12 protein-coding genes and 1 pseudogene are annotated in these 14,348 nt (G+C 37.1%); 6 read left to right on the forward strand and 7 right to left on the reverse strand.

The window, feature by feature from the left end:
• The first annotated feature begins 637 nt into the window (after positions 1–637).
• The gene (locus NST56_RS11490; RefSeq protein ID WP_339176784.1) at positions 638–1,126 is read left to right on the forward strand and encodes a VanZ family protein; all 489 of its coding nucleotides are present in this window, start codon (positions 638–640) and stop codon (positions 1,124–1,126) included.
• A 178-nt stretch (positions 1,127–1,304) separates the two neighbouring features.
• Positions 1,305–1,850, forward strand: a complete 546-nt coding sequence (locus NST56_RS11495; protein ID WP_339176786.1) for a hypothetical protein — start codon at positions 1,305–1,307, stop codon at positions 1,848–1,850.
• Positions 1,851–1,999: 149 nt separating this feature from the next.
• On the opposite strand, the gene NST56_RS11500 is transcribed toward NST56_RS11495, so the two are convergent.
• Positions 2,000–2,356: a DUF3221 domain-containing protein gene (locus NST56_RS11500; RefSeq protein WP_339176787.1), complete on the reverse strand. Its 357-nt coding sequence runs from the start codon at positions 2,354–2,356 to the stop codon at positions 2,000–2,002.
• Positions 2,357–2,674: 318 nt separating this feature from the next.
• On the opposite strand from NST56_RS11500, the gene NST56_RS11505 reads away from it, so the two are divergent.
• Entirely contained in the window at positions 2,675–3,031 is a 357-nt protein-coding gene (locus NST56_RS11505) for a YoqO family protein (protein ID WP_326192241.1), read from the forward strand.
• 159 nt (positions 3,032–3,190) lie between these two features.
• On the opposite strand, the gene NST56_RS11510 is transcribed toward NST56_RS11505, so the two are convergent.
• Together NST56_RS11510 and NST56_RS11515 are read right to left on the reverse strand one after the other, a co-directional pair.
• A complete protein-coding gene (locus tag NST56_RS11510) occupies positions 3,191–3,670 on the reverse strand; it encodes a DUF4944 domain-containing protein (RefSeq protein ID WP_326197491.1) in 480 nt (159 codons plus the stop codon).
• Positions 3,671–3,960: 290 nt separating this feature from the next.
• Positions 3,961–4,440, reverse strand: a complete 480-nt coding sequence (locus NST56_RS11515) for a hypothetical protein (RefSeq protein WP_010334498.1) — start codon at positions 4,438–4,440, stop codon at positions 3,961–3,963.
• A gap of 299 nt (positions 4,441–4,739) precedes the next feature.
• Between NST56_RS11515 and NST56_RS11520 the strand changes: the two are divergent.
• Both NST56_RS11520 and NST56_RS11525 read left to right on the forward strand, forming a co-directional pair.
• Positions 4,740–5,336 (forward strand): annotated as a pseudogene (locus NST56_RS11520) (thermonuclease family protein); the annotation flags it as partial.
• A gap of 94 nt (positions 5,337–5,430) precedes the next feature.
• Complete coding sequence (locus NST56_RS11525) at positions 5,431–6,870, forward strand: flavin monoamine oxidase family protein (protein WP_326333440.1); 1,440 nt, start codon at positions 5,431–5,433, stop codon at positions 6,868–6,870.
• A gap of 227 nt (positions 6,871–7,097) precedes the next feature.
• Here NST56_RS11525 and NST56_RS11530 read toward each other — a convergent pair whose 3' ends face one another.
• The 3 genes from NST56_RS11530 to xylA all read right to left on the reverse strand — a co-directional run bounded on the left by NST56_RS11530 (position 7,098) and on the right by xylA (position 11,134).
• Positions 7,098–7,793 (reverse strand): glycoside hydrolase family 11 protein, encoded by a 696-nt coding sequence (locus tag NST56_RS11530; RefSeq protein ID WP_326333439.1) that lies wholly within the window; start codon positions 7,791–7,793, stop codon positions 7,098–7,100.
• Between the two features lie 347 nt (positions 7,794–8,140).
• Positions 8,141–9,640 (reverse strand): xylulokinase, encoded by a 1,500-nt coding sequence (gene xylB / locus NST56_RS11535; RefSeq protein WP_326217535.1) that lies wholly within the window; start codon positions 9,638–9,640, stop codon positions 8,141–8,143.
• Between the two features lie 156 nt (positions 9,641–9,796).
• The gene (xylA, locus tag NST56_RS11540; RefSeq protein WP_339176795.1) at positions 9,797–11,134 is read right to left on the reverse strand and encodes a xylose isomerase; all 1,338 of its coding nucleotides are present in this window, start codon (positions 11,132–11,134) and stop codon (positions 9,797–9,799) included.
• A 269-nt stretch (positions 11,135–11,403) separates the two neighbouring features.
• Between xylA and NST56_RS11545 the strand changes: the two genes are divergently transcribed.
• Positions 11,404–12,558: a xylose repressor gene (locus NST56_RS11545; protein ID WP_010334504.1), complete on the forward strand. Its 1,155-nt coding sequence runs from the start codon at positions 11,404–11,406 to the stop codon at positions 12,556–12,558.
• 170 nt (positions 12,559–12,728) lie between these two features.
• Here the strand turns inward: NST56_RS11545 and xynB are convergent, their stop codons facing one another.
• Positions 12,729–14,330, reverse strand: a complete 1,602-nt coding sequence (xynB, locus tag NST56_RS11550; protein WP_268447406.1) for a xylan 1,4-beta-xylosidase — start codon at positions 14,328–14,330, stop codon at positions 12,729–12,731.
• Between the last annotated feature and the right edge of the window lie 18 nt (positions 14,331–14,348).

The raw sequence follows: 14,348 nt of genomic DNA on the forward strand, positions 1-14,348 counted from the left end.
TTTTTTAAATGATGAAGAGGAGCTCATCGACCTGGTTCACTTTTTCATCATTCAAATAGAGTTATCCCTATTCAATTCCTTTTTTTATTATCAGATTCTTAATGTTGGTTTTTATTATGTGGTGTAAAAGAGGAGAAAGTCCCCTCTTTTACACTTGTATTTCTCCATAACATAATCTGTCACATAACTCATAGTTACCGCCAGTTTGATACATGCAACGTTGATAACATCGTTGTGGATCATAAGAGATTGTTAGGTGTTGAGGCACATGATAGTTCAGATCGTAAGGCGTATACCAAACTGGATATTGTCTAAACACATCGAACCCTCCATTCGTTCCTCTGGTTTTACTGTATTGTATTTTGCCTCACAGCCAAATGCGTTTGTCCATACGAAATTAGGCTTTCTTTAAAAGAACGCCCCTTTTTGAAAGCAATTAAACACATTGCATTCTAGATAAAAGTCTTCTAATATTGTAATCTCAATCTCTTTCCTAATTATGTTAGAATAGATCAAAAAAAGAACTCGTGGTGTATTTATGCTTGACTCAACTTTTCTCTTGATATTGATGTTTGTACTTTATATTTGTTTTATTCTTTATAGAATTATGAAGCGATTTATATATAAGAAAGAACGAATGGCCATTTATAAGCACCTTGTTATTTTTTGTTTATTTGTTTACTTCTTTGAACTGATAAGTGTTACAATATTTCCTTTACCTATAGATCGCGATTTAATTGCGAACTTGAGGAACGATTCCTATCATCCATTTTTGTATGGAAATAACTTTATCCCGTTTTGCTTCGTGGTAGATATTTATCATCTGGGTTTGCAGTTTTATGTGATAAGATCTCTTGGTGGAAATCTAATTTTACTGCTGCCAGTTGGCTTATTGTTCCCTCTTTTATTTGACAAGTTAAGGAACCTAAAACGAATTTTATTAACTGGTTTTTTTATCTCATTGTTTATAGAACTAACGCAACTTTCGATTTCTATGTATTTAGGAAATTCTTATAGAAGTTTTGACGTTGATGATTTAATCCTTAATACGTCAGGTGCTGCACTAGGATACGGGCTGTTTTGTATTCTTCCGTCGTTATATAAAAAAATTCCGATTCTTTCATAAACATTGAATCACTTTCTGATGAAGACATGTAACTCCCTCAAGCACACAATATGATCGAAAAGGTGTCAATTAATTGTTCAATCAAAAACCATCACTAGCACGAGAAATGATGTTTATTGGAAGATCGCAAGTGAAAGGATATAATTAACATAACTAATCATTTTAAGGTGATACGAAAATGGACAGTATAATGAAATCTCATTTTGAACATCTAGAAGCAAAGGACAAAAATCTGCAATTAGAAGCCTTTCAGAATATTATTAACGCCACAAAAGAGAAAGTAGACTGGGCTTATGAAGTGTGGGACCAATTAATAGGATGGCTGACCGATCCGGATAACCACAGGCGAGCGAGAGCAGCACAGTTTCTTGCTGGTTTAGCAATCAGTGATCCGGATAAACGGATGCTGCGCGACTTTCCAACATTATGGGAAGTGACCAAGGATTCAAAATTTGTAACTGCTCGGCATAGTTTACAATCAATTTGGAAGGTTGGCTTAGCTGGGCCAAAACAAAAAGAAATGGTGCTTACTCATATTATTGATCGCTTTAAAAATGGAATAAACGAAAAACATCATACATTGATTCGCTACGATATGATTGTAGGATTAAAAAAATTATACGATGAAGACAAAGATGAGTACATTAGGGAAATAGCAATGGAATTGATTGAGCTCGAGAAAGATAGCAAATATCGAAAGAAATATTTGTCAGTCTGGAAATAACCCTTTTATGCAATGTTCTGCAAACGTTAAAACAGCACTACGTCTTCGTGTGAGTGCTGTTTTTCATGCTATATTTATTACTCTTCAAATTGTTATATATGGTTTGGAGAGCTTTTTATGAAATGATCATATGTGGGGGATGCCAACTGTTATAACCTTTTAAATTTTTTAATTATTGTTTTTGGAGGATCAGATTCTTTAAGAGTGTTGAACCACACCTTCATTTTTTTACCTGTCACAAGGTCTTCTTTGTTTTCAATTTGACTTAATCCCAATATCACAACATGACTTTTATATTTTTTTATTAGTCTATCTTGAGACAATTGAAAGTCTTCTTTATCAGGAGTATGTTTGCCCTCAAGAAATATGGCTGACTTTTCATCCTTAATAAGGATAAAACCAACAAGGTTCTGCATCTTTGGCGTTTTTATTTTATTTTCTTCCTTATCATTGCAGCCTGAAATAAAAGCAAAGAACGCTAAGACCAGTATCGCGATTTTATGCATTTATCTCTCCCTTTTTGGTGTATATCTTTATAATAACGTGACACAAAAGTGTTGCACCCGTAACGACAGGACAAATTTATAGATTTGCAGCACAGATGTACACGGTAAACTCCCTTCAATTCAGCTTTCCCTTTCCCTTTCCGTTACACATCATTCCCTAGTGCCTGCACACAAAAAACAATTGAATATTTAGTACATGGTACAATATGATAAATTAACTATTTAGTTGACCAATAGACTCATTTACTAACATCGCATTGTGTCTTTTGTGAAAAGCTTGTAAACTTTTTGGGTAGCCATAAAATAAGGAGAGATTTTTTGTCTAAAAACTTAGCATTTTTTCTTTTCATCTTATGTGTCATCATTGAGAAAGTCACGAAAAATATTGATGTAATAAGCACTGCAGCATCCTTTTGCTCTTTCGTTCTCGTTTTCATTTATTTTAAAGATGAGTTTAAAAAGCTAAAAACAAAAGCACGGATCATTCTGTTTTCATGCTTTTTAGTATTAACAGGAATCGTAGCTTTTATCATTATAGAAGGACAGGTATTCATTAAAAACCACGATTTCTTTAACGGCTGGGAGATCACAGCAGTGATTATTTTATTTGCAGTCCCTTTGATATCTGGTACTGTTTGCTTTAGATTGCTTTACGAGCATTTAAAAGAAATGTAAGTATCTTATGTACAGGGAAGGAGCCAAACTTGCATGTTTTTATTTTACTTGGATAAAAACATGCCTTTATCCTGACATGTACTTATCAATCAGATGTTTTTGAAAGCAGACCTATATGTTGGACGTTTCATCCCTAAACCTAAACTCGCCATTGCAGATTTATCTTTTATACCATGGTTTCTCTTGTAATCTCATTTGATCTGTATGTTTCTCCTTACCAGTCTTCCACTCCACCTTAACAACTACATCATGTCCGATTACTTCATCTTCAGGCATAAAATCAAACGTAGCAATGTGGTCTTCCATTTGTCCTCCGCCTGGCATTTCTTCACCTGTGTACTCTGATAAATCATAATTCTCTCTGTCATCATACTTTTTACCATCTATGTATAATGTAATTTTTTCAACAATGGTTCTTTTCGCTTCTTTCTTATTCCCCTGCCAATATAAATTCAAGAAGTAATTAGGTCCAATCGAAGTTTTATCTGATTTTTCAATGGTAGAAACCCACAATCCGTTCCTGCTGCTTCCCTCATATTTCACTTTGTCTCCTGCTATCATAGCAAAGAACGTTACTAAACAAATCAATAATGGAGCTGTAATGATTAGTACTTTTTTGATTTTATGCTTGCTTCTCATGTTTTCCCTCGCTTTCTTCATTTTAATTAGTAGAATAAATGATCAAAATGTTACTTGAAAATGAAAAAGAGCTGCTGTTCAAGCAGCCCAATAATTATCTTTTCAAATTTTTCAGCTATATTAGACTTTCTTGGTGGTTCTCAGCTCATATGATTCGCAACGCAGCTATATCTGCCTTAAGACTGATCAGGTGTTGATTATCTGCCTGTTAACCCAAATGGAAACAACATTCAAACAGCTTTAATGCTCAAGCTCCTATGTAGGTCACTATATTGTCTAATTAACCTTTTCTAACTGAATGTAAAGGTTTGTTTTAATTGGCGTCCTTCTTTTCCTTTTTGTGTCCAAATAATAACAACCTCCAATTCAGATGCCTTTTCAGCCACCATAAAATGTGTAAACTTCAGCGGGGTACCATCGTTTAAACTTTCGGCTAAGCTTATTAAATCCTCCTTCTGTCTCACACAATTTTCGTTGGGACAGCCAAAAAGTGAAAACCTCGTGGTTGAATCAGGATCATTTCTATACAATTGTACATCTACTGTAGCTGCGGCTTCCCCTATGTTTTTGATGTCCATTGAATAGACGTGATATTCCCCCTTTTTTGGACTCGCTAATTCCTTTGCATTTTTTGCTTCGGTTATCTCGACTGACCATTGCTCTGTTTTTTGTTTAATTGGCAACTCTGTAAATGTCAGGGCTTGAGTCTTTGTTTGAACAAAAATCAATGCAAATATTAAAACACATAAGGAAAGTAAGTGCTTCTTCACTTCGTATCTCCTTCTTTCTTTTTCATTAGCTTACCCAATATAAGTTTCCGGTATCTTTAATTTTGAACGCATAATAAAAAGCCCTCCCTTATGCTTCGAATAATTTCAGGCAATTCAGCTGAACATGTTCTATTTCTATTATGTTATGGTTTCGAAACCTTTTTGTGATATTTGAATATTGATCAAGAGCTTGTACGTGTTAAGATCAATTACATTCACAATAAATAGCGATATCAGTATAATGAATGTTGATTGATTGACTTAGAAACAGAACATAAATTCTAGAAGGTGAAATGGAATTGAAGAAAGCAATGTTAGGCTTTAGTCTATTAGCTTTGAGTTTTTCGTTGGCAGCCTGCGGATTAAATGATACTGCTGAAAAAAGCAATTCAGATCTTAAACAGCCAGTTGCCAAGAATTCTCAACCTGAAGCAAAAAAAGGCTTGGTGGATGCTGTGTTAGAAAGGCCTGTTGACGGAGATACGATCAAAGTTAGCTATAACGGCAATATTGACACAGTTCGCTACTTGCTCATTGATACTCCAGAGACTAAAAAGCCAAATTCATGTGTTCAGCCATATGGCGAGGATGCATCTAAACGAAACAAAGAATTGGTTAGTGGCGGCAAGCTGCAATTAGAATTTGATAAAGGAGAGCGCAGAGATAAATTCGGAAGGCTGTTAGCTTACGTTTATGTCGATGGCAAGTCTGTTCAAGAAACACTGTTAAAAGAAGGATTAGCCAGAGTAGCATATGTTTATGAGCCAAATACGAAATACATAAACCAGTTTAGAAAAGATGAACAGGAGGCACAAACGAAAAAACGTTCTATTTGGAGTAAAAACGGTTATGTGAATGCCAGAGGATTTAAAGGCTGTGTTAAGCAGCACTCCACTGAAAAACACAAGTGAAAAAAGGATATAGTTCGTGATAGACACCCTTTTGAATGAATATAATGCAATAAATCAAAAAAGAGGGTGCCTTACATAAATGAATGCTCTACTAAAGAACGAAGACATGATTGCGATTATTAGAAATGGTCTTAACTCATCACAGTACCCAAAGCACATTATTATCGTTGGCGCCGGGTTGGCTGGGCTTGTTTCTGCATCTTTACTGAAGAACGCAGGACATAAAGTGACGATTCTGGAAGCGAGTGATAGAGTCGGGGGCAGAGTTTGCACGTTGCGATCTCCCTTCAGTGCCGGGCTGTATTTCAATGTTGGACCAATGCGCATTCCGGAGATCCATACTCTAACCTGGGAATATATAAAAAAATTCAGCCTGCCAACCAATGTATTTTTGAACAGAACTCCAATGGACATCATTTACGCCAATGGCATTCAAACACGTCTTCATCATTTTGAAAGCAATACGGGTATCTTAAGATACCCAGTTGCAGAAAATGAACAAGGAAAAACGGCCGAAGAGCTGATGCTTTCTGTATTGCAGCCTATCCTCAATTTTATTTCTGTAGATCCCGCGAGAAATTGGCGGGTTGTTGAAGCACAGTACAGGAACCATTCGTTAGCATCTTACTTGAATACTTATTTTTCAAACGGTGCAATCGATATGATCGGCGTACTGTTGGATATGGAAGCATATATGGGTATGTCCCTTGTTGAAGTGTTACGGGAATCCATCTTCTATACGTCGCCAACTCGCTTCTATGAAATAACAGGCGGCATGGATCGGCTTCCTCAAGCATTTCTTCCCCAATTAAAAGAACATATTGTCTTCCATCATAAAATGGTGAAAATATCTCAAAATCAAAACAATGTTACGATCAACTGCATTCATCAACAGACAGCAAACCATTTGGAAGTGACAGGCGATCTCGCTATCATAACCATTCCATTTTCAACATTGCGTTTTGTCCAAGTCGAACCATATGATTCATTTTCTTATTATAAACGGCGGGCCATTCGTGAACTCAACTATATTGCTGCAACAAAAATCGGAATAGAGTTTAAGAGTCGTTTTTGGGAAAAAGCTGGGCAGCGCGGCGGCAAATCGATCACTGATCTTCCGATAAGATTTTCATATTATCCCAGCATTGACATTGGCTCGAATGGTCATGCTGTTATTGTAGCGAGTTATACATGGGCGGATGAGGCGCTGATATGGGACAGTCTTTCAGAGGGAGAGCGCCTCCGCTATACTTTAATGAATTTATCAGAAATATATGGTGATATAGTGTGGTCAGAATTTGTGACCGGCGCTTCTTTTAGCTGGACCCTCAACCCTTATTCAGCTGGAGGATTCACAGCTTTTGAACCAGGACAGGAATTACAGCTGTATCCATATATCCCTACCCCTGAAGGGAAAATACATTTCGCTGGAGAACACGCCTCACTTACTCATGGATGGATGCAAGGAGCGATTGAATCCGGAATACGAACGGCGTATGGAGTGAATCATATCACTTAAATCCTCCGTTTTTTATATTCCTTTTATCGACTCCTTTATTTAGATATGATATTGCTTTTTAATGACGGACATTGATGTTGTTGAATACTAGAGAAACAGCAATTAGATAGTATAGCTACTAATTTAAAAAAACCCTTCACATGACTGTGAGGGGTTTTTTGTGCGTAGACAATACTTCCGATTTGATCGTAAATCAAGAGTTTGAACGGTTACCAAATCAGCATGATTTATTGCTTACCGCCAATAGTCAGTACATTCGTAGTTACATTAGCACTGCCATTACTTTGATATCCCTCTACCGTAAGCGCGGTTTCATACAATTTACCCATTGGCATTCCTAAGCTTTCCCACTTCTTGAAGTGTTCGCTGACAGATACGGTTCCGCTCGTGCGTTTTGTCTGTCGGACACTCCAATATTGTTTAAAAGTCGCGATGCCTATAATGGAGGGTTGGTTGATGCGAGTGGTCTCATAAATGTCATATGTCCCTCCATCAACAGTAATAGTACCCTTTGGTATTCCGGTCTGTCTATAGGTGCCCCAATTATCGACGATATAATATTCTACGAGTGGATCTTTCGTCCATCCATAAACACATAGATAAGAATTTCCTCCCGGATTGAAGGTTGCGTTGTAACGAATTGATATGTTTCCAAGTTGTGAGTGAGTCTTGGTTGTATCGAATTTCTTGCCTTTTCTAAATAAAGCATTCCCAATGTTACTCCACTGGGCACTAAACGCGCCGCCGCTATTGAGCGTCATACTTGTGTTCCCATAATCCTTCCACAATTCATAGTCATAGCCATCTTGGGAGCCAGTTTGATTTGAGGTGATTGTAGTTGCCGCCTGTGCGGACCATGCAGGTAATGTCAGCAATAGACTAAATAAAACCGCTAAAAAAAACTTCATTCTTTTTTGTTTCATTTGGTATACCTCCTGTTTGATTAGATTGTATTTGAGTCTTACCGTAATGTTTGTCCCTCACCACCTTTTAAAAGAAAGCAGCATAGTAGCTATAATATTCTTCCTGCAGCTATCCCCCTAAAAATTTAGCTTGGTAATGTAATAGCTTTGTGTTTTTTGATTATCAATAGAATTGCACTAAAGATTCTTTGATACCGCTTTCAATTTTGTTAACAGATATATAAACCCAACTTCTATGATGCAGCTGTAGTTATGTGATTAAAGGGGCTTATGATCATGATGAGTCGTTAATTGTTCTTTCATTGATCTCCTGGAAAAAATAAACGCTTACCGGCCCTCACTAATCATTAGTTTGTTCGAAAGCTCTTCAAAGCTGTATTGAGATCCTTAGTGTGAGTGTAAATTTTCTTATATAAATCGAATAGCGTTTTATATTGTTGAACATTTTGTTCCTTGGGATAAAATGTAGAAGCCTTGTGAATAAACTGCTCTGCACAATCTTCAAGGGATTCAAACCACCCACTTCCAAAGGCAGCTAGCATAGCAGCCCCCATGGCTGGGCCTTGTTCATTTTCTAACTTAATCACGCTCGCATTGAAAATATCAGCTTGCATTTGCAGCCACGTTTCATTTTTAGCTCCCCCACCAATAGAAATAACAGTATTTACTGATTTTCCGGCTTCGCGGAATAGCTCAATTGATTCATGTAAAGAGAATGTGATGCCTTCCATTATTGCCCTCAAAAAATGCTCTCTTTTGTGGGCTCCATCCATTCCGATCAAGCTTCCCCGAATAGAAGAATCAGCATGTGGCGTTCTTTCACCAACCAAATAAGGAGTGTATAGCAGTCCATTGGCTCCTATCGGAATAGATTCCACTCCCTGCAATAATTGCTCAAACGATTCGTTTGGTGCAAACGTTCTTTTAAACCAGTCCAAGCTGTACCCTGCAGCGAGTGTGACTCCCATTGTATAAAAAGAATCCTTTTTTCCATGATTAAAAAAGTGCACTTTCCCTTTAAAGTCTCTTTCTTTGTCTTCTTCGTGGGAAAGTATGACCCCTGACGTCCCAATACTGCATAGTGTTTTTTCGGAAGAAAGAATACCCGCTCCAATAGCACCGCAAGCATTATCAGCTCCCCCGGCGTATACTTTTGTTTTTTCCAATAGCCCTGTCTCCGCCGCAACGTGAGGAAGCAGCGATCCTACACAATCATGAGATTCAACAAGCGGAGGACAAATATCTGCAGAAATACCAAATCGATTGCAAATATCATCGCTCCACTCCTTGCGAGTAATATGTAAAAGCAACGTTCCTGCTGCATCGGAGTATTCGGTGTGAATGGCACCAGTCATACGAAATCTCACATAGTCTTTGGGAAGCAAAAAAACAGCTGTTCTTTTAAAAAGTTCAGGCTCATGTTCCTTCACCCATAAAATTTTAGGTAATGTAAACCCTTCTAAAACTCGGTTTTTTGTGATATCAAGCAGATGATCGCCAAAATTTTCAGTCATCCAAATACATTGAGGCGTCGTTCTGGTGTCATTCCAAAGAATTGCATGACGCAACACCTTTAAGTCTTGGTCAAGCAGGACTAACCCATGCATTTGTCCTGAATAGCTTATCCCGTCAATATCCTTGGCTTGAACGTTGGATATGGAAACCAATTCAGCCAATGCATCAATTGTTTGCTGCACCCAGTCTTCGGGATTTTGCTCACTATACCCTGCCTTCTCTTGAATGAGCGGATAACTCTTCGACGTTTCTGCACAAACCTTGCCGTTTTGATTGACTAAAATTGTTTTAACAGCACTCGTTCCAAGATCTACTCCAATGACATACTTCATTTTTTCACCCCTTACCCTTATAAAAACCACTCACTTAAAATAAAGCCCAATTATAGAAAGTACCCGTCATAACAATAAGCAAAAGGTAAGAAATCATGACGGGCAGCCTCAGGTAACTTGGGTATCAAACCTTTTTATCGTGATTCTCTTTATCTGTTATACTTCTAAAATGTATTGGTTCAATATAGCTTTTAATCGCTCCTGTCTTCCTGATTCGTTTTGAATTGATTTATTATTAAGCGCATATTGCTCAAGAGTATGGAAATTAGCTCTTCCTTCTGTAATTTCAAGACCAATTCCTTCAGTAAAGCTGCGATAACGATGTTGAATCACATCATCAAACACACGATCTTCGATCAATTTATGGGCTACTCTCAATCCTCTTGCAAATGCATCCATCCCCGCAACATGGGAATATATTAGATCATCAGGCTCAAAAGAAGCTCTTCTAACTTTCGCGTCGAAGTTTAATCCGCCGCTTCCAAGGCCGCCATTTTGCAGGATTTCGTACATTGCTAATGTCGTAGAATATAAATCTGTTGGAAATTCATCTGTATCCCAGCCTAAAAGAGGATCACCCTGATTCGCGTCAACAGAGCCAAGAAGACCGTGTACTCTTGCCATCCGTAATTCATGTTCAAATGTATGCCCGGCTAATGTGGCATGATTGGCTTCGAGATTTAATTTAAAATGATTGTCTAAGCCATATTGCTTTAAAAAGGCAATGGTTGTTGCTGCATCTGTATCATATTGATGAGTGGTCGGCTCTTTTGGTTTTGGTTCAATCAACAACTGTCCTGTATATCCGATTTCCTTCGCATAATCCACTGCCATATGCATAAATCTCGCCAAATTATCAAGTTCCAATTTTAAATCGGTATTTAACAATGTGTCATATCCTTCACGGCCGCCCCAAAATACATAGTTCTCGGCGCCAAGCTCTTTTGCTGTTTCTAACCCTTTTTTTACTTGTGCTGCAGCATACGCAAACACATCTGCATTGCAGGAAGTTGCGGCACCATGGACAAAACGGGGATTCGTAAACATGTTTGCAGTATTCCATAATAGCTTAACGTTGCTATTGCTCATGTAATCTTTAATCATGCCCACGATGATATCTAAATTTTGATTTGTTTCTTTTAACGTATTTCCTTCTGGTGCAACATCTCGGTCATGAAAAGCAAAAAATGGTGCATCCAGTTTTTCAAACATCTCAAAAGCTGCTTCTACTCTCGCCTTCGCCAGATCCATTCCTTTATAGTGATCCCATGGTCTTTGCATCGTAGCTGCCCCAAAAACGTCTGTGCCGTCAGCGGTAAATGTGTGCCAATAGGCAATAGAAAATCGCAAATGCTCTTTCATCGTTTTTCCGCCGATTACTTCTTCAGAATTATAATATTTAAATGCTAAAGGATTAGTGGAATCTTTCCCTTCGTAAACCACTTTGTTTACGCTTCCAAAATAGTTGACTGAACTAGAATGAGTTTGAGCCATCTTATTTCCCCCTTAAAAATAAATTCAAAACATGATCATACAATTCAGCATTTTTATTTCATAATGTAAGTAAGTTGCATATTAGTTTGTTGCTCGAACAAACTAACTTATTTTAATTTTATATAACCTCATCAGTATTTTCAATATTTTTTTAAGTTTTTCATGAACACATTAGATATAATAAAGGTAAATTAGCTATGTACTATGTCTCATACTGAAACCGAAAACATGTAACTTAATATAAAGTTTATACTATTGGAGTGGATGAAGTGGATATCGCTGATCAAACCTTTGTCAAAAAAGTAAATCAAAAGCTATTATTAAAAGAAATTCTTAAGAATTCACCTATTTCAAGAGCAAAATTATCTGAAATGACTGGATTAAATAAATCAACTGTCTCATCACAGGTAAACACCCTGATGAAAGAAAATCTTGTATTTGAAATCGGTCAAGGACAATCAAGTGGCGGAAGAAGACCTGTCATGCTTGTTTTTAATAAAAAGGCGGGATACTCCATAGGAATAGATGTTGGTGTGGATTATATTAATGGCATTTTAACAGACCTTGAAGGAACGATCGTTCTTGATCAACACCACCATTTGGAATCGAATTCTCCAGAAATAACCAAAGATATTTTAATTGATATGATTCATCACTTTATTACGCATATGCCACAATCTCCGTACAGGCTTATTGGTATAGGCATATGCGTGCCTGGACTAATTGATAAAAATCAAAAAATTGTTTTCACTCCGAACTCCAACTGGAGAGATATTGACTTAAAATCTTTCATACAAGAGAAGTTCAATGTGCCCGTTTTTATTGAAAATGAGGCAAATGCCGGCGCATATGGAGAAAAAGTATTTGGTGCTGCAAAAAATCACGATAACATTATATATGCAAGTATCAGTACAGGGATAGGGATTGGTGTTATTATCAATAATGATTTATATAGAGGGATAAGCGGATTCTCCGGAGAAATGGGACATATGACAATAGACTTTAATGGTCCTAAATGCAGTTGCGGAAACCGGGGTTGCTGGGAATTGTATGCTTCAGAGAAGGCTTTATTAAAATCTCTTCAGACTAAAGAGAAAAAAGTGTCCTATCAAGAGATCATAGACCTCGCCCATCTGAATGATATCGGCACTTTAAATGCATTACAGACTTTTGGATTTTATTTAGGAGTAGGCCTTACCAATATTCTAAATACATTCAATCCACAAGCCATCATTTTAAGAAACAGCATAATTGAATCGCATCCTATGGTACTAAATTCAATTAGAAGCGAAGTGTCGTCCAGGGTTTATTCCCAATTAGGCAATAGCTATGAATTATTGCCTTCTTTCTTAGGAAAAAATGCACCAGCATTAGGAATGTCCTCCATTGTTATTGATCATTTTCTAGATATGATTACAATGTAATTTATGATTAAAATGTCAAATCCCTATGTTCTAGCTCATCTTTAGATGAGCTCTTTTGTTTTGTTATTTTAAAGCTGAATAGGAGTATTTCTGAAGGATATTTGCATATGACACCTTCTAATATGAAAAAAGGAGTTCTCAAATAGAAGTCTCCTTTTTTCATGCAAAAATTATTTTTCTTTATAGCGAAAATATCTAAAGTCGGCCGGAATATGATTACCACTGGTATCTTGACATTGCATCCCTACAAAGGCTCCTGTGAAGAACCCTCCCCCACGGATGTAGTCATCAGATAATTTTTTCGATTCCAATGCAATGTCAATTTTGTGCCAATCTTCGTTGTTAAAAGAATAGAAATAATAATACTTTTCCTTTTCAATATTTACTCTTAAATATACATACTTTACTTCTCGAGGAATAGCAATTTTATTTTTTAATGGTTGTGAAAAAGAAAAGTTATCACATATTGTTAATTCAAGAATACGGCCAAGTTCTTCATCATGCGTAACTTGAAGAGCCGTCCAGTTCTCTGTATTGTAATAGTTCACCAATCCAGCGGCTTGTTGAAAATTCTCCGGATAAAACTCTACAGCAGTTTCCGCTTCAAAATGGAGACTCTGCCAACGTCTGGCTACAAATGCCTGAGTAAATGTCGAGGTTAATGATTCATGACCGTATAATCGTAAATGATTTGGCACCTGAGTCAATGAACCTAATTCATTCGTAAAAGGAATCCTTAAAGTTTGAAAATTTATATTTAATGTTGAATCCTCAAATTCATCAACTTCCGGGTACGTTGCTTCAAACATTGTTTCGGGTATAGAAGGTGCTTCTACCTCCAAGCTTCCTTCTTTTCCACCTACTACATAAGGCCATTCATCTCTCCAATAGAGTTTTTGAATAGCAGTTTCTCTGCCTAAAGGACAATATCCTCTCTGCTGATAAATTGAATCATCGTCAGGATGAATAGGACGTCCCGTTAAATGAGCTAAATACCACTCACCTGTATGTGTTTGAACAATGGATGCATGACCACATTTTTGCAATGGATTTCCAGGATCATGCCATGACGTTAAGATTGGATTATCGGGATGAACTTCATATGGACCTTCAATATTTGTAGAGCGGGCCATTGTTGCAGCGTGTTCAAACCGTGTTCCTCCTTCTGCAGTTAATAAATAATAATAGTTCCCAATATGATAAAGGTGCGGAGCTTCTGTTAGTTTTCTATCGGTTCCTTTAAAAATAACTTTCGGTTTACCAATTAATTTTTTCTCCTCATCAGAATATTCCTGTATAACAATTCCTCCAAATGAATGCCGGTCAATTCGCTGATCCCATAACATATTTAATAAATATTTTTTTCCATCCGTATCATGGAACAAAGAAGCATCAAATCCTGAGCTATTTAATTTGATTGGGTCCCCCCAATCACCATTGACCGTTTCACAAGTAACTAAATAATTATGACAATCTTTCCATGCGCCATCTACTACCTTAACATCCGTATAGATCAGCCAAAACTTTCCGTCACTATAACTTAAACATGGCGCCCAAACCCCGCCTGAATTAGGGTTCCCTTTCATGTCTAATTGTGAAACTCTCTGTAACGGATGTGCGACTAAACGCCAATTCACTAAATCTTTTGAATGGTGTATCTGGACACCTGGAAACCACTCAAATGTAGAGACAGCGATATAATAATCCTCTCCTACCTTACAGATACTTGGATCGGGATTGAATCCTTTAAGTACTGGATTAATAATCTTCATTTGAACTCCTCCTCAGCC

This window comes from Bacillus sp. FSL R5-0560 (assembly GCF_037966305.1).
GTDB lineage: Bacteria > Bacillota > Bacilli > Bacillales > Bacillaceae > Bacillus > Bacillus mojavensis.